17 protein-coding genes are annotated in these 20,875 nt (G+C 67.8%); 7 read left to right on the top strand and 10 right to left on the bottom strand.

Annotation, left to right across the window (positions count from 1 at the left end):
* Nucleotides 1–277: 277 nt before the first annotated feature.
* Nucleotides 278–3,286 (bottom strand): TonB-dependent receptor domain-containing protein, encoded by a 3,009-nt coding sequence (locus ACG3SL_RS01465; protein ID WP_448663368.1) that lies wholly within the window; start codon nt 3,284–3,286, stop codon nt 278–280.
* Nucleotides 3,287–3,543: 257 nt separating this feature from the next.
* Here ACG3SL_RS01465 and ACG3SL_RS01460 point away from each other — a divergent pair, with 257 nt between their 5' ends.
* From ACG3SL_RS01460 to ACG3SL_RS01445, 4 genes are all read left to right on the top strand, one after another.
* Nucleotides 3,544–5,073, top strand: coding sequence for a permease (locus ACG3SL_RS01460; protein ID WP_448663367.1), 1,530 nt, complete (start codon nt 3,544–3,546; stop codon nt 5,071–5,073).
* Nucleotides 5,070–6,068: a serine hydrolase domain-containing protein gene (locus tag ACG3SL_RS01455; RefSeq protein ID WP_448663366.1), complete on the top strand. Its 999-nt coding sequence runs from the start codon at nt 5,070–5,072 to the stop codon at nt 6,066–6,068. Before ACG3SL_RS01460 ends, ACG3SL_RS01455 begins: the two co-directional genes overlap by 4 nt.
* 132 nt (nt 6,069–6,200) lie before the next feature.
* Entirely contained in the window at nt 6,201–6,359 is a 159-nt protein-coding gene (locus tag ACG3SL_RS01450; RefSeq protein ID WP_448663365.1) for a hypothetical protein, read from the top strand.
* 123 nt (nt 6,360–6,482) lie between these two features.
* On the top strand, nt 6,483–6,734 hold the full coding sequence (locus tag ACG3SL_RS01445) for a hypothetical protein (protein WP_448663364.1): 252 nt from the start codon (nt 6,483–6,485) through the stop codon (nt 6,732–6,734).
* A gap of 11 nt (nt 6,735–6,745) precedes the next feature.
* On the opposite strand, the gene map is transcribed toward ACG3SL_RS01445, so the two are convergent.
* The 3 genes from map to dacB all read right to left on the bottom strand — a co-directional run bounded on the left by map (nt 6,746) and on the right by dacB (nt 9,378).
* Nucleotides 6,746–7,504, bottom strand: a complete 759-nt coding sequence (gene map, locus ACG3SL_RS01440) for a type I methionyl aminopeptidase (RefSeq protein WP_448665215.1) — start codon at nt 7,502–7,504, stop codon at nt 6,746–6,748.
* 1 nt (nt 7,505) lies between these two features.
* Nucleotides 7,506–7,712: a ParD-like family protein gene (locus ACG3SL_RS01435; protein WP_448663363.1), complete on the bottom strand. Its 207-nt coding sequence runs from the start codon at nt 7,710–7,712 to the stop codon at nt 7,506–7,508.
* Nucleotides 7,713–7,938: 226 nt separating this feature from the next.
* Nucleotides 7,939–9,378 carry a D-alanyl-D-alanine carboxypeptidase/D-alanyl-D-alanine endopeptidase gene (dacB, locus tag ACG3SL_RS01430; protein ID WP_448663362.1) on the bottom strand — a complete coding sequence of 480 codons (1,440 nt, stop codon included), beginning with the start codon at nt 9,376–9,378 and terminating at the stop codon, nt 7,939–7,941.
* A 138-nt stretch (nt 9,379–9,516) separates the two neighbouring features.
* Here dacB and ACG3SL_RS01425 point away from each other — a divergent pair, with 138 nt between their 5' ends.
* Together ACG3SL_RS01425 and ACG3SL_RS01420 are read left to right on the top strand one after the other, a co-directional pair.
* Complete coding sequence (locus ACG3SL_RS01425) at nt 9,517–11,535, top strand: S9 family peptidase (RefSeq protein ID WP_448663361.1); 2,019 nt, start codon at nt 9,517–9,519, stop codon at nt 11,533–11,535.
* The gene (locus ACG3SL_RS01420) at nt 11,532–12,815 is read left to right on the top strand and encodes an amidohydrolase family protein (protein WP_448663360.1); all 1,284 of its coding nucleotides are present in this window, start codon (nt 11,532–11,534) and stop codon (nt 12,813–12,815) included. Before ACG3SL_RS01425 ends, ACG3SL_RS01420 begins: the two co-directional genes overlap by 4 nt.
* A 472-nt stretch (nt 12,816–13,287) precedes the next feature.
* Here the strand turns inward: ACG3SL_RS01420 and ACG3SL_RS01415 are convergent, their stop codons facing one another.
* The 6 genes from ACG3SL_RS01415 to ACG3SL_RS01390 all read right to left on the bottom strand — a co-directional run bounded on the left by ACG3SL_RS01415 (nt 13,288) and on the right by ACG3SL_RS01390 (nt 19,584).
* Entirely contained in the window at nt 13,288–13,656 is a 369-nt protein-coding gene (locus ACG3SL_RS01415) for a response regulator (protein WP_448665213.1), read from the bottom strand.
* 97 nt (nt 13,657–13,753) lie between these two features.
* Nucleotides 13,754–14,998, bottom strand: a complete 1,245-nt coding sequence (locus ACG3SL_RS01410; RefSeq protein ID WP_448665212.1) for a dicarboxylate/amino acid:cation symporter — start codon at nt 14,996–14,998, stop codon at nt 13,754–13,756.
* Nucleotides 14,999–15,077: 79 nt separating this feature from the next.
* On the bottom strand, nt 15,078–16,637 hold the full coding sequence (locus tag ACG3SL_RS01405) for an N-acyl-D-amino-acid deacylase family protein (RefSeq protein ID WP_448663359.1): 1,560 nt from the start codon (nt 16,635–16,637) through the stop codon (nt 15,078–15,080).
* Complete coding sequence (gene dgcA / locus ACG3SL_RS01400) at nt 16,634–17,623, bottom strand: N-acetyl-D-Glu racemase DgcA (protein WP_448663358.1); 990 nt, start codon at nt 17,621–17,623, stop codon at nt 16,634–16,636. The genes ACG3SL_RS01405 and dgcA overlap by 4 nt, the downstream gene beginning before the upstream one ends.
* Nucleotides 17,581–18,615: an N-acetyltransferase DgcN gene (gene dgcN, locus ACG3SL_RS01395; protein ID WP_448663357.1), complete on the bottom strand. Its 1,035-nt coding sequence runs from the start codon at nt 18,613–18,615 to the stop codon at nt 17,581–17,583. Before dgcN ends, dgcA begins: the two co-directional genes overlap by 43 nt.
* An 84-nt stretch (nt 18,616–18,699) precedes the next feature.
* Nucleotides 18,700–19,584 (bottom strand): LysR family transcriptional regulator, encoded by an 885-nt coding sequence (locus ACG3SL_RS01390; RefSeq protein WP_448663356.1) that lies wholly within the window; start codon nt 19,582–19,584, stop codon nt 18,700–18,702.
* 56 nt (nt 19,585–19,640) lie between these two features.
* On the opposite strand from ACG3SL_RS01390, the gene ACG3SL_RS01385 reads away from it, so the two are divergent.
* Entirely contained in the window at nt 19,641–20,801 is a 1,161-nt protein-coding gene (locus tag ACG3SL_RS01385; RefSeq protein WP_448663355.1) for a serine hydrolase domain-containing protein, read from the top strand.
* The last annotated feature ends 74 nt before the right edge of the window (nt 20,802–20,875 follow it).

Genomic DNA, 20,875 nt, shown 5'->3' with positions numbered 1-20,875 from the left:
CACTGCGAATCGTGAGCGAGTTTCACACGTAAAATGTTACAGCGATAGGGAAATACTTTCCGTTACGGTTGTATCGCGCCCGCTGGCGGTTCTTTTCTTTACCGTAACGAGTGCAAAATGACGTGTGGCGCGCCGGATACGACAAGAGCCGCGACGGTATCCCGTCGCGGCTCTTGTCGGTTGATCCGTTCCCCTGCGAAAGCAGGGGCCCAGAGCCAAGAGCGCATCGCGCGTGGCCCTGGGCTCCCGCTTTCGCGGGAGAACAGCGACAGCGCCCTTAGAACTTTGCCTCCGCCGAGATGGTGAAGCTGCGGCCGCGCGGATCGGCGACGCGGGGTTCCCACGAACCGCCGGCACCCGAGTTGCCGTCATAGGTGATCGCGAAGGGCGGATCGGTGTTGAACACGTTCCGCACGCCCATGGTCAGCTTGTACCCCGGAATGCCGAGATAGCTGAGCGAGGCGTTGTAGACGATATAGTCCTTCACATACTTGTTATATTCGGGCCGCGTGATCGTGCCCGCCGCGATGCCGGGCAGCGCGCCGTTGCGATACCCCTTGCGGAAGATCTGGCTGAACGAGAGCGCGACGTCCTTGTCCGAATAGCTGATGAAGGCGGTGTGCTTCCACTTGTTGCCCAGATCGCCGGCATAGCTGAACACGCCGATCAGGCTGGGGCCATATTGCGCATTGGCGGTCAGCTTCTCGCGCTTCTTGAGCAGCAGCGTGCCGTCGAGCCCGGCGGAGAACCGCCCGCCCAGCGCTTCCACCGCGCCGCGCAGCGTCACATCGAGGCCCTGGGTCCGCCGGGCGCCCGCATTGACCCAGCGATCGTCGATGGAGACAACTTCGTTGGTGGCCGGATCGCGCACGAAATTGTCGGCGAACAGCGACGCATTGTCGATCAGCTGGCGCAGCGTCAGCAGCTGGATGGTGTCGTCGACGCTGATCGACCACCAGTCGACCGAGGCGCTGAAGTTGCGCGTCGGCTGCAGCACGACGCCCATGTTGAGGTTCTTCGACTTCTCCGGTCCGAGGTCCGAACGACCGCCGGTCAGGATTTCCGGCCGGATATAGCCGCAATTCGGATTGGTCGTGTTGGGCACGCCGCCCGGACATTTGACCGGATCGGCGAGGTCGCTGCCCAGATAGGGCGATTCGGTGACGCCGTTGAAGATCTGGTTGAAGGTCGGCACACGGAAGCCCGTGCTGTACGACGCGCGGAACATGATCGGGTCCCAGGGGCGGAACTTGACCGCGACCTTCGGATTGGTGGTCGCGCCGAAGCCGGTATAGTCGTCGACGCGCGCCGCCGCCGTGATCTCCAGTCCGGGCAGCAGCGGCACCAGCATTTCGGCATAGGCCGCCTTGACGGTGCGCTCCTTCTTCTTGAGCGCGTTGACGTTGTCGAACGCGGCGAGGAAGATCACCGGTGCCGCCGCCGCAGCCGCATCCGAACCGTTGAACGAATAGACTTCGCGGCGATAGTCGACGCCCGCCGCGACCTTCACATCGCCGCCCCAGACGGGGAAGAGCGAGCCCGAGATCGACCCGTCGAACTGCTTCACTTCATATTGGCCGCCGTACAGCGTCGCACCATAGGCTGAGACCGATTCGAGCGCAGCGAGCCCCGCCGCCGACTGATCGACGCTGAACGGATTGATGAGGCCGCTGTTCATCACGCCGACTAGGCCATAGCCGTTGGTGCCAGCCGCCTTCGGCGCCGTTGTGTCCCACGCGCCGGTGCCGGTGGTGCCGCGATAATAATAGCCGGTGCCCAGCGTCGAGCGCGACTCGCTGCGCGCATAGGACCCGCCGGCGCGATAGTCCCAGTCGCCCCACAGCGGCCCTTCGAACGCCAGCGTCGCGCGGACGGTTTCGGTGTCGGTAATGTACTCGCGCGGCCCGCAGACCTCGCAGCGCCAGCGATACGCGATCGGCAGCCCATAGCGCGCGTCCAGCGCCGCCGTCTGTGCGGCGTTGCCCGCGAAGGTCGAGCGGATCGCGTTGAACACGCTGTTGTAGGTGGTCGCCGTGGTCGCGTTGAGCGGATAGGCGATCGGCAGGTTGGTGGTGTTCGCGCTGAGCTGCGCGTTCGAGAAGCTCTTGGCCGAATGCGCGTCCGACCCGGTCACCTCGAACGAAACCTGATGGTCGCCGGTAAAGCGCCACACGCTGCGCGCATAATAGGTCAGCGTCTTGATCGGCTGCTGGATCACCGCGACGCGGCCCGTGTCCCAGGCGCAGGCATAATAGGCGGTCGGCGCGTTCCACAGCGCATAATCGTAGTTCAGGCCGCCATCCATCGATTCGCAGCCCGCGCCGCCCGGCAGGTCGAGCGGGTTGATGCCGCCCGCCGCCGCATTGGCGCCATTGGGGGCCGTCAGCGTGAGGCCGGTGAGCAGCGTGCCGCGCGGGTTCTGTGCGGCATTGGCGCCGATGTTGAACGCAGTCGCCACCGGCGTGCCGCGCGTATCGATCGTCAGGCCGCGATCGGGCTGGTTGCCGTTGACGAAATCGCGCTGGCGCCCGCGCAGGATGTTGTTCCAGCTATAGGCGACTGCGCCCATCACGTTGAAACCGTCTTCGTCGATGTCGCCGAAACCGGCGACGCCCGACAGGCGATAGATATTGCCGCCGCCCTGTTCGGTCGTGTCGGTGAAGCCCTGGACGCTCAGGCCCTTATAGTCCTTGCGCGTGATGAAGTTGATGACGCCGCCGATCGCGTCGGTGCCGTAGATCGACGAGGCGCCGTCCTTCAGGATTTCGATGCGCTCGATCGCGGCGAACGGAATCTGGTTCACGTCGACCGCCGAGCCCGACAGGCCGTGCGCCGCAACGCGGCGGTTGTTGAGCAGAATCAGCGTGGCGCCGGAGCCCTGGCCGCGCAGGTTCGCTGCCGACAGGCCGTTAGTGCCGCGCTGGGCACCCGTGGTCACGTCGGCGTTGGACGCGAGATTGTCCGCGCCCGAGCCGTTGCTGTTCAGGAACATGACGAGCTGTTCGGGGCTGGAAATGCCCTCGCGCTCGATTTCCTTGTTGCTGATGATCTGGAGCGGCAGCGCGCTGTTGTTCGGGTCCTGACGGATGCGCGATCCGGTGACGAGGATCTCGTCGCGACGGCTGCGGCGCTCATCCTCTTCGCTGACCTGGGGCACTGCGCCGGTGGGCGTCGTAGCCTCGGGCGTGGTGTCGCTGGTCTGCGCCTGGGCAATGCCCGGAAGCGCCGCGAGCGCGGCGAACGCCGTCCCCGAAACCAGCAGAGTCTTGAACGCGTAACCAGCCATTATATTCCCCCAATTTTGGCTCCGCGTTGCCCGCGCGGAAATCCACGACATTAAGTAACAAGAATGTTGCAGCGCGCCATAGTTTCTGTTGCAGCAGCCATAGCCCGCTGGAATGTTCGCCCTTGAAACGTGCCCTTGGGGCAACAATCGAGGGCATTGACTGGAAAATCGCGAAGGGCGACCCAAGGGACGATGCCGCACCCTGGGGGATTTTCGATGCCGAGCCACCTGCCGCCTGCCTGCATGGGCGTGATGTCTTGACCGCTTCCCCCGCCGGCGCCGCCGCGCCGATCGCGCCGGGACTGCCCCGGATGCTGCTGTACACCCTGCTCGGCTTTTCCGCCGGGCTGCCCTTTTACATGTTTTCCACTGTGCTGTCGGCGCGGCTGACCGAACATGGCGTGGCGCTGACGCTGATCGGGTTCTTCGCCTGGGTCCAGCTGCTGCCGACCTTCAAGTTCCTGTGGGCGCCGCTGCTCGATCGCCATGACGTGCCGGGCTTTGCGCGCTTCTGGGGCAAGCGGCGCGGGTGGATCATGCTGTCCCAGCTGGGCATCTTTACGTCGATGCTGGCGATGACAGTGACGGCGTCGGACGCGAACCTTTCGGTCACGGCGCTGTTCGCGGTGCTGCTGGCGTTCTGGACCACCACGCTGGAAGTCGCTGCCGATGCCTGGCGCATCGAACTGGCGCCAACACCCGAGGAACAGGGGCCGATCGCGGCATCGAACCTGTGGGGATACCGCACCGCGATGGTCGCGGCGGGCAGCGGCGCGCTGCTCATCGCCGACATGCCCACGCTGGGGTGGCCGGGCGCCTATCTGGCGATCGCGGTGGCCGCGTTCCTGCCCTTCCCCATATTGTGCGCGATGCGCCCCGATCCGCAGCACGGCGGCGGCCGCTGGGTCGCGCTGGGCACCGGGCTGCTCGCCAGCGCGCTGATCCTGGGTGCGGCGGTGCTGGTGACGGCGGGGGTCGGATGGGCGCTGTTGTCGGGCGCGTCGGGCATCGGTTTCGACCAGAATACCGATGTGAAGCCGCTGGTGTTCACGGTCGCGATGGCGCCGTTCCTGCTGATGGCGCTGGCGCTGCCCCGGATCATCAAGGCGCCCCCCACCTCGCCGCTGCGCAGTTCCGCCGCGATCGGGCCCTATGTCGATTTCTTCTGGCGCTATGGTTTCATGGCACTGGCGGTGCTGGGCTTCGTCTCGGTCTATCGGATGGGCGACGTGCTGGCGCTCAACCTGTCCAAGCCGATGATCCTGGGCCTTGGCTATACCAAGACCGAGATCGGGCGCGCGGACGGCGTGGTGGCGCTGGCCGCCAGCGTGATCGGCGTCGGGCTGGGCGGGTGGATGGTCACGCGCTGGCGCTGGGGCGTCACGCTGACGATCGGCGCGTTCTTTGCTGCGCTCGGCAATTTCGGGTTCGTGTGGCTGGCGCACATGCCCAAGAACGAACTGACCCTGTACGTCGCCACCGCGCTGGACCAGTTCGGCAACGGCATGGCGGGGGCAGTGTTCGTCGTCTATCTCTCGATGCTGGTGAACCCGCGCTATCCGGGGGCGCAATATGCGTTCCTGTCGGGTTTCGCGTTCCTGCTCTCGCGGCTGTTGTCGGGCGCGGCGGGCAAGGTGGTGACCGACCTCGACCGGGCCGGCTATAGCGGCTTCGACATGTTCTTCCTCGCATCGGGCATCATCAGCCTTGCCGCGCTGGCATTCCTGCCGTTCCTCGCGCGGACAAAGCCGCGCCCCGACGACCGCCCCGCACAGGACCCCGCATGATCGACGCCGCCTTTGCCCCTGCCGCCGCCGCCATCGCCGCCGGGCGCATTCCCGGCGCGACGCTGGGCGTCGTCACCGCCGGGGGACAGCGCCATGTGACCCATGCCGGCATGGCCGCGCTGGTGCCCGAGGCGGAGCCGCTGACCCGCGCGCATTGGTTCGACCTCGCTTCGGTGTCCAAGGTGGTGGCGACCACCACGATGATCCTGCAACTGGCCGACCGGGGGCTGCTCGACCTCGATCGCCCGTTGCCCGATGCGATCCCGGACCTGCGCCAGTACGACGTCGCCAACGCGTCCGAGCGGCGGCTGACCTTTCGCGACTGCCTGGCGCATCGCAGTTTCTTTCCGGCGGTCGAGCCGATCTACACCTATGGCGACGATCCGGCGCGGCTGCGCGCGTTCGTGCTCCAGCGCGAATGGCGCCACGGGCCGCCGGTCTATTCGGACATCAACTTCCTGCTGCTCGGCATCGCGATCGAACGGATCACGGGCAAGCCGCTGGGCGAATGGCCGCTCGGGCCGGGTCTCAGCTATGGCCCGCCCCCCGGCCCGGCGGTCGCGACCGAGCGCTGCATGTGGCGGGGCCGCGTGCTCAAGGGCGAAGTGCATGACGAGAATTGCGCCGCGATGGGCGGGCAGACCGGCCATGCCGGGCTGTTCGGCACGGTCGACGGGGTGCTCGATTTCGCCGCCGGTCTGCTCGACGGCAGCGGCGCGAGCCCGGCGATGCTCGAGGCGATCCGCACGCCCTTCTACGAGCACCGCACCTGTGGCTGGGAGCGCAAGTTCGCCGGCTGGTCGGGCGGGCAGGCCTGTTCGGACGAGACGATCGGCCATACCGGCTTTACCGGCACCGGGCTGTGGGTGGATTTCGGGCGCGGGATCGCGTGGACGCTGCTGACGAACCGGGTGCATCCGACGCGGCATTTCGACAGCGGAATCTTCGTGCTCCGGCCCGAGACGGGGGACGCGGTGGCGGCGGCATTTGGGTGAGGCGCCGACAGAAGCAGCAGCTGCAATAGCGAGCGTTTGACGAAAGGCTGATGCTGCGCATAGCTTCGCGTCGCAGGTATTCAGCCTCGAAGCTGCGTCATCACACCAGTGGCGAAGAAGGGAATAAGAGCAGTGAGTCAGCTACAGCAAAAAGGCTTTCCGCTGATCGGCGTGATTTTTCTCGCGCTGGGCATCTTCAACTTCCTTCGCGGTGACAATTGGGTCGTGTGGATACTCCTGGGCGTGCTGTTCGGCGGTTTGGGCGCAGTGAGCATATTCAAGCGCTCCTGACGCGCCGCGCACAGGCATCGCGCGCCGGTCAACGCCCCCCCAGCTGCCATCCCTCAATTGCGGAACGCACGGCATAAGCGCATCATGCTATCCGTGCTCGCACCCAGTTAAGGATTGGCACGCATGAAGTCCGCCTTGCCCGAAAAACTGGGCCTCGCGTTTTGGCTAGGCCTACCGATGATCGCGACTTCGCTTTGGTTCGCTTATCTCGGGTACATGACGGGAAGTGGACGAAACCTGCTCGGCTCGCTGCTGGTAGCTGCCATTTTTGCCTGGGGAATGTTCGACAGGGCTCAGAAAGTGCGCCTCGCGCGTCTGTTGAAACAAAATCCGCGCGTGCGTCAGAGCTACGAATCGGTCGAGCGGTCGGGCTAACCGCGCTTCCCCTACCGCCCGTCGGCGCGCAACGTCAGCACTTCCACCCCCGTCGCCGTCACCGCGACGGTGTGTTCGAACTGCGCCGACAGCTTGCCGTCGCGGGTCACGACCGTCCAGCCATCGTCCTGCGTCTCCACCAGCCGCGAGCCCTGGTTGAGCATCGGTTCGATCGTGAACACCATGCCCTCGCGCAGTTTCAGCCCGGTCCCCGGCTTGCCGAAATGCAGGACCGAGGGTTCCTCGTGCATCTCGCGGCCGATGCCGTGGCCGCAATAGTCGCGGACGACCGAATAGCCGTGCTTCTTCGCATGCCGCTCGATCGCGAAGCCGATGTCGCCCAGATGCGCGCCGGGGCGGACTGCGCCGATCCCCTTCCACAGCGCCTCCTGCGTCACCTGCACCAGCCGACGCGCGGCGGGGGCGACAGTGCCGACAAGGTAGGTCTTGCTCGAATCGGCGATGAAGCCGTTCTTTTCCAGCGTGATGTCGAGGTTGATGATGTCGCCGTCGCGGATGATCGCCTCCGCATCGGGCACGCCATGGCACACGACATGGTTGATCGAGCAGTTCAGCACATATTTGAAGCCATACTGCCCCTTGCTCGCCGGGCGCGCGGCGAGGTCGGCAGTGATGAAATGCTCGACCAGGTCGTTCACTGCCATGGTCGCCATGCCGGCCAGTTCCACGCGGTCCAGCATCTCGAACACCGAGGCGAGCAGCCGCCCCGAAATCCGCATCAGCGCGATTTCGTCCGGAGTCTTCACCATGTCAGCGAGCCAGCGCCGCCGCGTCGCACGCCTGCGCGGCATCGAGTTGCGCCTTGACGATGTCATTGAACGACAGCGCGGGATTGGCCTCGGCCAGCATCCCGATTTTCATCCAGAATTCGGCCTGGGCATTGATCGAACGGCACATGACCGCGCTGGCCCGCCGGGCCTCTTCATGCAGCGCGTCGTCGATTTTCACGATACCCATGGGAGGCCTTTACAAGATGGAATATACGAAACGTATATGGTTCGTATATCGGTGGGTCAATAACAGGATTCCAGCTCCTCTTCCCCCTCACCCTTCCCACCGCCTGCGGCGGCGGGCCCCCTCCCTCTCCCACAAGGGGAGAGGGAGGGGGCCGCGAAGCGGCGGAAGGGTGAGGGGGACGTCGGGACGATGCGACTATCTCGCCTTCACGGGAAGGGGCAGCCCCCTAATTCGCCTCCGCCACCAGCACGAGTGCTGCGTCCATGATCCGCGTGGCGGGCACGCCGGGGGCGACGTCGTTCGCCAGCATCGAGAACGTCAGCGTCCGGCCACTTTTGGCGATCATATAGCCCGACAGCGTGTTGGTGGCATTGAGCGTGCCGGTCTTGGCGAAGACCTTGCCCTCCAGCGGCGTGCCCTTGAACCGGCGGTTCAGCGTGCCGTCGACGCCGCCCACCGGCAGCGTGTCGCGCCACGCCGCACCCCAGGGCTGGGCGGCGATCCAGCGCAGCATCTTCACCGTCCCGCGCGGGGCGATGCGGTTGTAGCTCGACATGCCCGAGCCGTCGGAAAAGTCATAGGCGGTACGCGGCACCCCGGCGGCGTCGAGCATCGCGCGGACCTGGACCTGGCCGTCGGCGATCCCGCCGGTGCCCACCCGCTTGCCGACGCGGCGCAGCAGCAGTTCGGCGTGGAGGTTCTGGCTGACCTTGTTGATGTGGCGAATATCCTCGGCAAGCGGCGGCGGAACCAGCCGGGCGAGCGCCGGTTCCTCAGGCGGGCGCGGCACGGGGGCGCCGCCACGCTGCTCGGGGTCATCCTCGGGCATGGTCGGGCGGTGCCGCACCTCGACATTGCCGGTCACGGCCACGCCCCGCGCGCGCAGCATCTGCGCCAGCCGCCACGCGGCATGATGCGCCGGATCGTCGATGCCCAGGCTGAGCCTGCGCGGCTCGGCGCCTGCCGCGATGCTGCCGGTGATCCGCAGCGTGCGGCTGTTGGGATCGCGATCATAGCCGATCCCGGTCGCGCCCGACGCGACGGTCAGCGCGCGATTGTCGATCGTGAAGTATTCGGCGCCCGTCACCATCGGCGGCGCCCCCACCGGCCCCGGCACGACGCGCAGCGCCAGTTCGTTGTCGTCCAGCGTCAGCGCGGAGACGCCGGTGCCCGACGCGCTGGGGATGTTGTTCCAGCTCATGCCGGGGCTCCAGCGCTGATCGGGGAAGATTGTGTCGTCGCCCACCACGTTGCGCACGCGGCGGGTCTTCGCCGCGATCGCGTCGGCAAGGTCGCGCAGGCAATTCACGGTGCAATCGTCGGCACCGGAGAGGCGGGCGTCGCCCCGCCCCTCCAGGATCACGTCGCCGCCCTCCAGCCGCACCGAAGCGCCCCCCGCGACGTCGGGCTGGTCGAGCCCGGGCAGCGTGAACCAGGCGGCGGCAGTCGTGAACATCTTGGTATTGGACGCGGGGATGAAGCGCCCGTCGGGGTTGATTGCCACGATCTCGCGCCCGTCCGCATCGGCGACCACCAGCCCGAAGCGCGTGCCCGCCGGCGCCTCGGCCAGCTTTGCCTGGACCTGCGCGGACAGGTCCTGCGGCGCCTGTTGGGCGAAAGCGGGCGATGCGGCGACCAGCGCGAGCGCGAAAAGCGGGGTTCTCATGGGGGGAGAGCCTAGCGCCGCGTGCGCGCGGGGCAACCACGGCGCGTGCATTCAGAGCGTTGGCGCGGGCATAACCCTGCGGAATGCTGGGGTTCGCAGGCGGTTGTGGGCAGCGGACCAGGCCTGCAAGATTGGACCATGGCGAAATGGATTGGGCTGCTCTGCGCGGCGGGACTGGCGCTTGGCGCGCCGACAGCATGGGCACAGGATCGGCTGGCGGAGGCGCTCGCGCTGCCGCTCGCCAGCGAGTTGACCGGCGCGCGCGACGTGGCGCGCTTTGCCTGGGTGGAAAATAGCGGCGGCGCGCGCAGCCTGTGGGTGGCGGACAAGGGCGCGCCTGCCCGCCGGATCGTGGCCGAGCCTTCGGACGACGGCCAGTTGCTCTACGACCCCGCGCTCAGTGCCGATGGTGCGCGCCTTGCCTATGTGCGCGGCGGCGATGAGGAGTTCCCCGACGGGTCGATCCCCAACACCGCCGCCGATGCGCTGCCGCCCCGGCAACAGGTGCTGCTCGCCACCCTGACGGCAGCGGAGCCGCCGGTGGTGCTGGGCGACGGGCATTCGCCGGTGTTCTCGCCCGATGGCAAGCAGGTGGCATTCAGCCGGCGCGGCGAGCTGTGGCTGTGGGACGGCGCCGCCGTGCGCAAGGTCGCGAACCTGCCCGGCACGATCGCGCGGCTGCAATTCTCGCCCGATGGCACCCGGCTGTTGTTCGTGGAGAGCCGGGGCGATCACGCCTTTGTCGCGCTGTTCGATATCGCGGCGGGGACGCTGCGCTATTTGGAGCCCGGCCTGGGCTATGCGGTCGAGCCGGTGTTCTCGCCCGATGGCGCGCAGGTGGCGTTCATCCGCTATCTCGACCCGCCCGCCGATGCCGTGGCGGGCCCGGGCAGCTATTGGTCGGTACGCGTCGCCGATACTGCGACCGGCGCGACGCGCGTACTGTGGACGGCTCCTGCGGGCACTGGCGGGCGATATGCCGGCACGCGCAGCCGCAACCTGTTCTGGAGCGCGGACGGCCAGCTGGTGTTTCCCTGGGAGCGCAGCGGCTGGCTGCATCCCTATGCCATCGACGCGGCGAAGGGCGGCACGCCGCGCGAACTGACGCCGGGCGCGTTCGAGGTCGAGACCTTCCTGCTCGCCCCCGATGGCCGCGCGCTCGTCTATGCCGCCAATGCCGGCGATATCGACCGGCGGCATCTGTGGCGCGTGCCGCTCAAGGGTGGCGCGCCGGTGGCGATCACGCGCGGCACGGGGATTGAGAGCTTTCCCACCTTCGCCGGCGACACGCTCGCGCTGATCGCCAGCGACGTATCGCATCCGGCGCATGTCGCACTCGCCGACCGGCTGGCGCCGCTGCACGCCGCGCCGGTGCTGCGCGGCGCGATTCCGCCCGAGGCAGTGACCTATCGCGCCGAGGATGGGGTGGAGGTTCATGCCCAGCTGTTCCGGGGTGCGGGCAAGGGCAAGCGTCCGGCGCTGATTTTCGTCCATGGCGGGCCGCGCCGGCAGATGCTGCTCGGCTTCCACCCGATGGGCTATTATTCCAATGCCTATGCGATGAACCAGGCGCTGGCCGCGCGCGGCTATACCGTGTTGTCGATCAACTATCGCAGCGGCACCGGCTATGGCCTGGCATTCCGCGATGCGCCGGGCATCGCCCGCGACGGCGCCAGCGAATATCGCGACGTGCTGGCCGGCGGGCGCTGGCTGGCGGCGCGGGGCGATGTGGATGCGGCAAGGATCGGCATCTGGGGCGGCAGCTGGGGCGGATACCTGACCGCGCTGGCGCTGGCCCGCAACAGCGACCTGTTCAAGGCCGGCGCCGATTTCCACGGTGTCCACACGCTGGTGCGCCCGGTCGACAAGGCATTGTCGCCCGAAGCGGAGACGGCGGCGCGCGCGCTGCAATGGCAATCCTCGCCGATGGGGGCGATCGACCAGTGGCGCTCGCCGGTGCTGATCGTCCACGGCGACGACGACAAGAATGTCGATTTCGCGCAGTCGATGCTGCTCGCCCGCGCGCTCAGCGCACGCGGCGTGCCCTATCGCGAGCTGGTGTTCCCCAATGAGCGCCACGAATTCTTCCGCACTGCCGACTGGCTGGCGGCCTATCGCGCGACGATCGCGCTGTTCGACGAGGTGCTGGCGAAATGAACTGGATTAAGCCGCTGTGCGCGACGATCGCCGCCGCGCTGCTGATGGCCGCCGCGCCCGAGCCGGAGACGCTGATCCGGGGCGCCCGCGTGTTCGACGGCAGCGGCAGCCCTGCGCGCGTGCGCGACGTGCTGGTGCGCGGCGACCGGATCGCGAAGGTCGGCACCCGGCTGAAGGCGCCCGCCGGCGCGACGGTGATCGACGGTACGGGCAAGACCCTGCTCCCCGGCCTGCACGACCTGCACATCCACACACCCTCCGAGGCGTTCGCGTCGCCCGCCGCGCTCAGCGCGACCTACCGCCCCTATCTGGCGCACGGCATCACGTCGGTGAACGAATTTTCGGTCAGCGGGCCGATGCTGGCGGGCATCCGCGCGCTGGAGGCGACGGGCGCCGCGGCGCCACACCTGATGCTCGCGATCCGGCTGGGCGTGCCGCACGGGCATGGCACCGAAAGCGCCTTCACCAATGGCATCACGCTCCAGGTGACCACCCCGGCGGAAGCCCATGCCGCGATGGCGCAGGCGCTGCCCTATCGCCCGAACCTTATCAAGGTGTTTGCCGATGGCTGGCGCTATGGCCGCGACGCGGATCGCCCGTCGATCGACGAGCCGACGCTCGCCGCCATCGTCGCCGACGCGCACCGCGCAGGCATCCCGGTGATGACGCACACCGTCACGCTGGAAGGCGCGAAGATCGCGGCCAGGGCGGGCGTGGACTCGCTTGCGCATGGCGTGGGCGACGCGCCGGTGGACGCCGAACTGATCCGCCTGATGCGCCGCCACCACACCGCCTATGTCGCGACACTGGCGGTGTACGAGCCGCAGAGCGACCGCGCATTCCTGCCACAGGAATGGGCGATGCTCGATCCCGCCGCACTGGCACGCGAACAGGCGCGGCTGGCCAAGCCGATCGTGCCGCCAGGCGCGCTGGAGGCACGGCGCTGGGCCATCATGCGCGACAATATCCGCACGCTGAAGGCAGCGGGCATCCGCATCGGCATTGGCACCGACACCGGCATTCCCGGCGTGTACCGGGGATCGGCAGCGCTGCGCGAGATCCGGCTGCTGGTGCAGCTCGGCTGGACGCCCGCCCAGGCCCTGCGCGCCGCGACGAGTGACAGCGCCCGCATCCTCAGCCGCCACCCCGACCATGGCCGCATCGCCCGCGGCCAGCGCGCCGACCTGGTCCTGATCGACGGCCAGCCGGACGCGCGGATCGAGGATCTATACCGCGTGGCGCGGGTGTGGGTTTCCGGGCGGGACGTGGCGCTGCGGTAGGTTTTGTTCCCAGCCGAATGGCGGGGTTGGTGGGAAGCTGACGTTGACGATCAACACTGGGGCTCGCATACTTTCTGCATGAAACGTTCCGGTAAAAGCTGGCTGCCAAGCGGCGGAGCAGTCGCCGGTGTGCTTGCAACGTTCGCGGTCTTCCTGTTCATCGGGTTACCGATGATGGTGATCGTCCTACAATCAGGAGGAGGATGCGAGGGACGACCGCGTCCCTGTGAGCCGGACAACACGGCCCTCTATGTTGCCTTAGCTGCGCTAACGCTTCTGCTGGCAGGAACGTGGTGGGGGGTGCGCAAGCTAGTCAATTTCTTCGCTGACGGAGGCTGAACCACCTCAACGAACGCCGGCAACTGGGGCGACAGCCGCCGCCACCGTTATGGCCTGACACCCCAACCGCCCTGTCCCGACCGCCCCCCTTTGCGCGGTCCGAACAATGCCGGACTCCATCCGCCAGTCCGTGTCAGAAGTCCCCAAATATCCCCGCGATCTTCACCTTCAGCGTCTCGGCGTTGAACGGCTTCACGATATAGCTGCTGGCACCCGCATCCTTGGCGGCGATGATATTGCTGGTATTCGAGTCCGCCGTCACGATGATGAAGGGCAGGTCCTTGAGCTTGGGGTCGCTGCGGATCTCGTGGAGCAGCTGGAGGCCGCTCATCGGCTCCATGGTCCATTCGGCGAGAACCAGGCCATAATTGCCTTCGCGCAGCATCGCGAGCGCCTCCACCCCGCCACTCGCCTGGTCGATATTGTAGAATCCGATCTGCATCAGTAGGTTACGCATGATCCGTCGCATCGTCGCAGAATCGTCTACGACCAGGATTTGCATGTCCCGATTTACTGCCATCGCCCTGTCCCTCCGCCTGTGTGGGTCGAGCATAGCGGCACCGCCGCGCGATGGGCGTGCCATTACCGCCAAATCGGTTTTATGCCGCGTCGGGCGCCCGGTACACGCCTTCGTCCAGTTCGCCTTCCCAGCGCGCCACAGTCGTCGCCACCACCAGATTGGCGCTCGCACTCGGCACGGTGCGGGTCATGTCGAGCAGCCGGTCGAACGGCAGGACGAAGCCCACGACCAGCGCAGTCTGCTCCGGGGCGATGCCCACCGCCGACAGCACCGCCGCTAGCATAAACAGCGAGGCGGAGGGCACCGGCGCCGTCCCGAACGCTGCCAGCGCGCCGGTCAGCAGCACCGTGCCATAGACCTGCGGTGTCATCGGGGTGCCGAACGCCTGGAGCGCGAATATGCTGAGCAGGCCGACATACATCGCCGTCCCGTCCTTGCCGATGCTCGCCCCCAGCGGGAGCACGGTGGAAAATACGCCCCGCCCCACGCCCAGATTCTTCTCCGCCACGCGCATCGCCACGGGCAGCGTGGCCGAGCTGGAGGCCGTCGAAAAGGCAACGACCAGCGCATCGACGATGCCGCGAAAGAAGGGCAGCACGGGCAGCCGGGCGAGCAGCCGCAGGATCAGGCTGTGGACCAGCACGATCTGGATCAGCGAGCCCAGCACCACCGCCAGCGCCAGCCAACCGACATGAACGAACACCGCCGCGCCGTTGGCCGCCACTGCATTGGCGATCAGCGCGAACACGCCGAACGGCGTCGCCTCCATCACCAGCCCGACGATCTTGAGCAGCACCGCCGAGGTCGACTGGAGCAGCGCGGCAAAGGGCTTGGCCGGTTCACCCGCAAGCACCGTGCCCACGCCCACCAGGATCGCGACGAAGATCAGCGCGAGCATGTCGCCCTTGGCCAGCGCATCGACGATGTTGAGCGGGATGATGTTGATCAGTTGCTGGTACGGCGTCACTGCCTCGCCCAGCGCGTGCGGCGCGGCGGTGCCGAGCGGCGCGCCGATGCCGGGGCGCACGATCGCCGCGACCAGCATCCCGACCGACACCGCGATCGCCGTCGTCGCCGCGAACAGCCCGACGGTACGCCCGCCCAGCCCGCCCAGCCGCTTCGGGTCCGCAAGCGAGGTGATTCCCGCCGCGATCGTCACCAGCACGATCGGCGCCACCAGCATCCGGATCGCGCGGACGAACAGGTCGCCCATGAACTGCACGGCGGGGGTGGCGGAGGGCCACACCAACGCAAATACCAGCCCGAGCAGCAGGGCGCCCAGCACGCGCTTCCACAGCGGCGTGGCGAACCAGTGTTTTAGCATTTCGCTCACCCTCACCCTTCCCATTGGGAGAGGGAAGGAGGCGCGAAGCGTCTGAAGGGTGAGGGTGAAACCTCCAGCATCACCGGCACGTGCCCGGCGTCGGCGTGTGCGGCAGCGCGCGGCCCGCCGCCTTGCCGGTCATCGCGCCCTTGTCCACCGCCAGCACGCCGTTGACCACCACGGTCTGCACGCCCGCCGCCAGCTCGGTCGGCGCTTCATAGGTCGCACGCGACGCATAGCTCCGGGGATCGAACACCACGACATCGGCGAAATTGCCCTTGCGCAGATGTCCCCGCCCGGTGAGCTGGAACGTGTCGGCGGTCAGCGCCGAACTGCGTTCGATGAACTGGCGCAGCGTGATCGCGTGATCGGCAACGACATATTTCGCGTATTTTCGCGCAAAGCTGCCATAGACGCGCGGGTGGCCGCCGGATGCGTCGGAGCTGGTCATCACCCAGGGCTGCTGCATGAATGCCTGGATGTCGGCCTCGCTCTGGTTGAACGAGACGACGCCCGCGTCGCCGATGCGGATCGCGGCGATCGCTGCCGTCACCGCGTCTTCGCCACGCGCCTTGGCCACGTCGGCCAGCGTCTGGTTGCGGTATTTGCCGCCGACGATCAGCAGCTTGTCCGCGCCGCCGCGCTTGCGCATGTTCTCGGTAATTCCCGCGCGCATCTTTTCGGTAAGCGCCGGGTCGTCGAACCGCTTGAGCAGCGCGGGCCGCCCGCCATCCTGTGCCCAGAGCGGAATCAGCGACGCGACCAGGCTGGTGCCGCTGGCGGACCACGGATACTGGTCCGCCGTCACTTTCTGCCCCGCCTTGCGCGCGGCCTCGATCGTGGCGATGATCTGCGGCGCCTGGCCCTGCACGTCGACGCCCAGCGCCTTGATATGCGCGATATGCGCGGGGATGTGCGCCTCGCGTCCGATGCGCAGTTCCTCGTCGATCGCCGCCTTCAGCCCGACGGTGTAGCTCGATTCGTCGCGGATATGGCTGTCATAGGTGCCGCCGCGCTTGCCCGCTTCCTTGGCGAGTTCGATCACTTCCTCGGTCTTGGAAAAGCTCTGCGGGGCATAGAAGAGCCCGGTCGAGAAACCGATCGCGCCCTGGCACATGGCAGTGGAGACCAGGCCCTTCATCGTCTCCAGCTCGGCGGGCGTGGGCGCGCGGTCGTCCTCGCCGATCACCTTTTCGCGCACCGCGCCAAAGCCGACATAGGTGGCATAGTTGATGCCGACCGGCTTTTTCACCGCACTTGCCAGCGTCGCGGCGACATCGGGATCGCCGCCGCCGTCATTGCCGATGAACGCGGTGGTCACGCCCTGCATCAGAAAGGCGGGGATCAGCCGCTTGGCGGGATCGTCCGACGCCAGATCGGCGCCCATATGGGTGTGCGCGTCGATGAAGCCGGGGGCGACGATCATCCCCTTGGCATCGACGGTGCGCGTGGCGCTGGCATCGACATGCGGCGCCACCGCGACGATGCGGTCGCCCCGGATCGCGACATCGCCGACGAACGGCGCGTCGGATCCGGTATAGATCGTGCCGCCCCGGATCAGCAGGTCCACCTTCTCCGGCGGCACCGGCGCCGCGCCCAGCGTCAGCGCCGCAATTCCCGTCAGCAGCACAGCTTTCATGGCGTTCCCCAAAATCCCGATACCGGCGGCGACAACATGCCGTGATCGTCACGCACGCCGCCCGGATAGTCCTCCGCGAGCCAGATCGGCCCGTCAAGGTCCACGAAATCGCTCATCCGCGCGACATGCAGCGCCGGGGCGATCGACAGCGACGAGCTGACCATGCACCCCGTCATCAGGCCCAGCCCGCGCGCCCGCGCCGCATGGGCCAGTTCCAGCGCGGCGGTGAGGCCGCCCGCCTTGTCGAGCTTGACGTTCACATGGCTGTAGCGCCGCGCGATCACGTCCAGGTCGGCGGCGACATGCACCGCTTCGTCGGCGCAGATCGGCACCTGCGACGGGAATCCCTCCAGCCACGCATCGTCGGCGGCGGGCACCGGCTGTTCGAGCAAATCGACGCGCAATTCGACCAGCAGCGCCTGCACCCCCTCCAGCAGCGCGCGGTTCCAGCTTTCGTTGGGATCGACGATCAGCCGCGCATCCGGCGCCGCATCGCGCACCGCGCGGATCTGCGCGTCGGGCGCCGTCGCATCGACCTTGACCTTCAGCAGCGGCGCGTCCGCGACGGCGCGCGCCGCTGCTCCCATGGCCGGGGGACTATCGATTCCGATCGTCAGCGCGCTGGCCAGTGCCACGGGCTCGGGTGCGCCGATCAAGTGCGCGACACTGCGCCCCGCCTGCCGCGCCTCCAGGTCCCACAGCGCGCAGTCGAGTGCGTTGCGTGCGGCGCCGGGGGGCAGCAGCGCCTCTAGCCCCGCGCGGTCCACGCCCTCCTCGATCGCGCCGCGTACGCTCTCGATTGCGGCCAGCGCGGTGTCGATGCTCTCGTCATAGCGGGCATAGGGCACGCCCTCGCCGCGCCCGATCACGCCGTCCTGCTCGATCGCCACCGTGACCACATCCGCCTGGGTCTTTACCCCACGCGAGATGCGGAACGGACGGCTCAGCGCGAAGCTGCGGTGCTGCGCGCGGAGGGTTCTTGGCACAGAAGCTCGTCCAGGATGGGATCGACGCCAAAGGCGATCGGATCGGTGCAGGGCAGGTTGAGTTCGTCCTCGATGCTGTCGAACAGCGCGCGCGCGGCGGCGGCATCCAGCGTCGAGGTGTTGAGGCACACGCCCACGGCGCGCACTGCGGGGCTGGTCAGCCGCGCCATGTGCAGGTTGAGCGCCAGGCATTCGGCCAGGCCCGGCAGCGCACGCCCCGGAATCCCGCGCATATGCTCGCGCGCCGGATCGTGGCACAACACCAGCGCCTCGGGCTGCGCGCCGTGGAGCAGCCCGGTGGAAACCCCGGCGAACGAGGGGTGGAACAGCGACCCCTGCCCTTCGATCAGGTCCCAGCCATCGTCGGTGCGCGCGGGCGCCAGCTGCTCGATCGCGCCCGAGATGAAATCGGCGACCACCGCGTCCACGGGCACGCCCGCGCCGGCGATCAGGATGCCGGTCTGGCCGGTCGCGCGAAAATCGGCAGGGATGCCGCGTTGGCGCAGGCGCTGGGTCAGCGCCAGCGTGGTGTACATCTTGCCAACCGAGCAATCGGTGCCGACGGTGAGCAGCCGGTGGCCGGCGCGGGCATAGCCGTTACCGACCTTCAGGTCCGCCGGGGCATCGCGCACGTCGAACAGCTGGAGCCCCAGTTCGCGGGCACGCGCCGCCAGTTCGGGCACGTCGCGCAGCCGCTGGTGCAGCCCCGCCGCGACGTTCATCCCCGCCTCCAGCGCGGCGAGCGCGTCGGCGACCAGATCGGCCCCCATCGTGCCACCCGAATTGGCGATGCCGAGCACGAGCGTCCGCGCGCCCGCCGCCGCCGCTTCCATTATGGTCAGGCGCGGCAGGTCGAGCGTCAGCCGACAATCGTCATAGCGGAATTCGCCGACGCAATCCTCGGGACGGAAGATGGCGAGGCCACGCGAAGTCTTGATCCCGACAGCGTCGTTGCTGTGGCCAAGATAGAGGAGATAGGGAGCAGGTATCATGGTTCGCAAACCCTATCGCCGGAGCCCATTACTCTGCGCATAGCGTGTGCGCGCCGGACCATAGCCGGGTGTTATGGCCAGTTTTCAGGGGACGTCGATCACGCTGCGCAGCGTCTTGAGGAAATCGGTCGCCAGCGCAGTCAGCGGGCGGTTGTGCAGGAACATCGCGTGCACACCGAAGGTGAGCGGCGGGCGCAGCGGGCGCATCGACAGGCCGGGGACGAGCGAAGCCTGCGCGGTGAAGCTGTCCACCACCGTCATCCCTACGCCCTGCTGCACCAGCGCGGCGGCGATGTAGAAGGTCCGGGCCAGCACGACGTCGTCGAGCGGAATCCCCTGTCGCTGGACTTCCTGGCTGAACAGCTGGCCGATCGGGCCGCTGGTCGCGAGGCTGATGAAGCGTTGCCCGCGCAGGCACTCCAGATCCACGCGCGGCGGGGCAGCGGGCATGTCCTGTTCGCGGTACAGCACCACCAGCTCGCCTTCGCCCAGCGCGCGATGGTCGATCGGCGCGGCGGGGGGAACTTCATAGGCGATGGCAATATCGGTCTCGCGTTCGAACAGCTTGCGCAGCAGGTCGTCGTGATGGACCGTCTGGAGATCGAACTGCACATTCTGGTGGGTGCGCAGGAATCGCGCGACGGCGGTGGGCAGCGCCTGGAGCGCGAGCGAGGGCAGCGCCGATACGCGGAGCATGCCGCCCGTGCCGCGCCGCAGATTCTTGCCCGCCTCGCGCAGCGCATAGACCCGGTCCTGGATCTCGGCGACTTCGGTGAACAGGACATGCGCGTCCTCGGTCGGCACCAGCCGGCCATTGGTGCGCTGAAACAGCTGGAAGCCCAGCAGCGATTCGGCGTGGCGCAGCATCTTGGACACCGAAGGCTGCGAGACGTTGAGCGCGCGCGCCGCCCCGCTGACCGACCCGTTCACATAGACGGCGTGGAAAATCTCGATATGGCGAAGGTTCATGGCTCCCCACCCTATCGCTATTTGCGCAAAGGGGAAGCGCCGGGCATCGTGGCGCCATGTTGCTCCCCGCGCTGCTGCTCGCCGCCCTGCCCCAGACCGCGCCGGTTCCCGCCGCCACGGTGCGTGTCGCGTTTGACCGGAAGGGCGAGGTTTCGGTGGTCGCCGAAGGGCTGGCCGATGCCGCCGCCAATCGCGCGGTGACGCCCGACGATCCGGTGCGGGTGGCGTCGATCTCGAAGCTGGTGACGGCGATCGGCGTGTTGCGGCTGGTGGAGGCGGGGACGCTCGATCTGGACGCCGATGTTTCCACCATCCTGGGCTGGCGGCTGCGCAACCCGGCCTTTCCCGACGCACCGATCACGTTGCGGCTGCTGCTGTCGCACCGATCGAGCCTGACCGACACGCTGGATTACGTCCTGCCGCTCGACGCCGACATGCGCGCGGTGTTGCAAGACCCGCGCGCATGGGACCGCGACCACGCGCCCGGCAGCTATTTTCGCTACGCCAACTTCGGCTTCCCGGTCGTCGCCGCCGTGATGGAGCGCGCGACGGGCGAGCGGTTCGACCGGCTGATGGACCGGCTGGTGCTGCGCCCGCTGGGGATCGCGGGATGCTATAACTGGGCGGCATGCAGCCCGGAGACGGCGGCGCGCGCAGTGGTGCTGTACCGCGCGGGCGTGGCCGTGAAGGACGACCACCACGGCGCCCCGCCCGCCTGCCCGGTCACCCCGGCGCGCGACGGCAGCTGCGACCTCGGCCAATGGCGCGCCGGCGCCAATGGCGCGATCTTCGCGCCGCAGGGGGGCCTGCGCATTTCCGCGCGCGGGCTGGCGCGGATCGGGCAGATGCTGCTGGGCGAGGGCAAGGTGGGCGGCGTGCGGCTGTTGTCGCGTCGATCCCTGCGCCTGCTGGAGACGCCGCTCTGGACCTTTGACGGCAGCAATGGCGACACGACCGGCGGGTTCTATTGCAGCTATGGGCTGGCGGTGACCTTCCTGCCGACCGCGCGCGCCGGGTGCCGGGACGGCCTGTTCGCCGACGGGCGCGCACGGATGGGGCATGCGGGCGAGGCCTATGCGCTGCGGTCCGGGCTGTGGGTCGATCGCGCGGACGGCACCGGCGTCGCCTATTTCGCGACCGACGTGCCCGAACGGCCCGGCGCACGATCGGCCTTCACCCCCACCGAAGAGCGGCTGTCCGGTTCGTCGCAAAACTGACTTCCGTCCTTGTACGGAATTGAAAACACGGCACTATGCCGGGGATACGCGGCGTATCGCGTTGTCGCTTTGAC

The organism is Sphingomonas degradans (genome assembly GCF_053502645.1).
The sequence above is the reverse complement of the archived record's forward strand: the minus strand, read 5'-3'. Positions and strand labels throughout refer to the sequence as shown.

What these genes read in the sequence shown, in the direction of transcription:
- ACG3SL_RS01405 (WP_448663359.1), bottom strand. Translation starts at nt 16,637, where the DNA reads ATGAAAGCTGTGCTGCTGACGGGAATTGCGGCGCTGACGCTGGGCGCG.
- ACG3SL_RS01445 (WP_448663364.1), top strand. Translation starts at nt 6,483, where the DNA reads ATGAAGTCCGCCTTGCCCGAAAAACTGGGCCTCGCGTTTTGGCTAGGC.
- ACG3SL_RS01390 (WP_448663356.1), bottom strand. Translation starts at nt 19,584, where the DNA reads ATGAACCTTCGCCATATCGAGATTTTCCACGCCGTCTATGTGAACGGG.
- ACG3SL_RS01415 (WP_448665213.1), bottom strand. Translation starts at nt 13,656, where the DNA reads ATGCAAATCCTGGTCGTAGACGATTCTGCGACGATGCGACGGATCATG.
- dgcN (WP_448663357.1), bottom strand. Translation starts at nt 18,615, where the DNA reads ATGATACCTGCTCCCTATCTCCTCTATCTTGGCCACAGCAACGACGCT.
- ACG3SL_RS01420 (WP_448663360.1), top strand. Translation starts at nt 11,532, where the DNA reads ATGAACTGGATTAAGCCGCTGTGCGCGACGATCGCCGCCGCGCTGCTG.
- ACG3SL_RS01410 (WP_448665212.1), bottom strand. Translation starts at nt 14,998, where the DNA reads ATGCTAAAACACTGGTTCGCCACGCCGCTGTGGAAGCGCGTGCTGGGC.
- ACG3SL_RS01425 (WP_448663361.1), top strand. Translation starts at nt 9,517, where the DNA reads ATGGCGAAATGGATTGGGCTGCTCTGCGCGGCGGGACTGGCGCTTGGC.
- map (WP_448665215.1), bottom strand. Translation starts at nt 7,504, where the DNA reads ATGGTGAAGACTCCGGACGAAATCGCGCTGATGCGGATTTCGGGGCGG.
- ACG3SL_RS01465 (WP_448663368.1), bottom strand. Translation starts at nt 3,286, where the DNA reads ATGGCTGGTTACGCGTTCAAGACTCTGCTGGTTTCGGGGACGGCGTTC.
- ACG3SL_RS01385 (WP_448663355.1), top strand. Translation starts at nt 19,641, where the DNA reads ATGTTGCTCCCCGCGCTGCTGCTCGCCGCCCTGCCCCAGACCGCGCCG.
- dacB (WP_448663362.1), bottom strand. Translation starts at nt 9,378, where the DNA reads ATGAGAACCCCGCTTTTCGCGCTCGCGCTGGTCGCCGCATCGCCCGCT.
- ACG3SL_RS01435 (WP_448663363.1), bottom strand. Translation starts at nt 7,712, where the DNA reads ATGGGTATCGTGAAAATCGACGACGCGCTGCATGAAGAGGCCCGGCGG.
- ACG3SL_RS01455 (WP_448663366.1), top strand. Translation starts at nt 5,070, where the DNA reads ATGATCGACGCCGCCTTTGCCCCTGCCGCCGCCGCCATCGCCGCCGGG.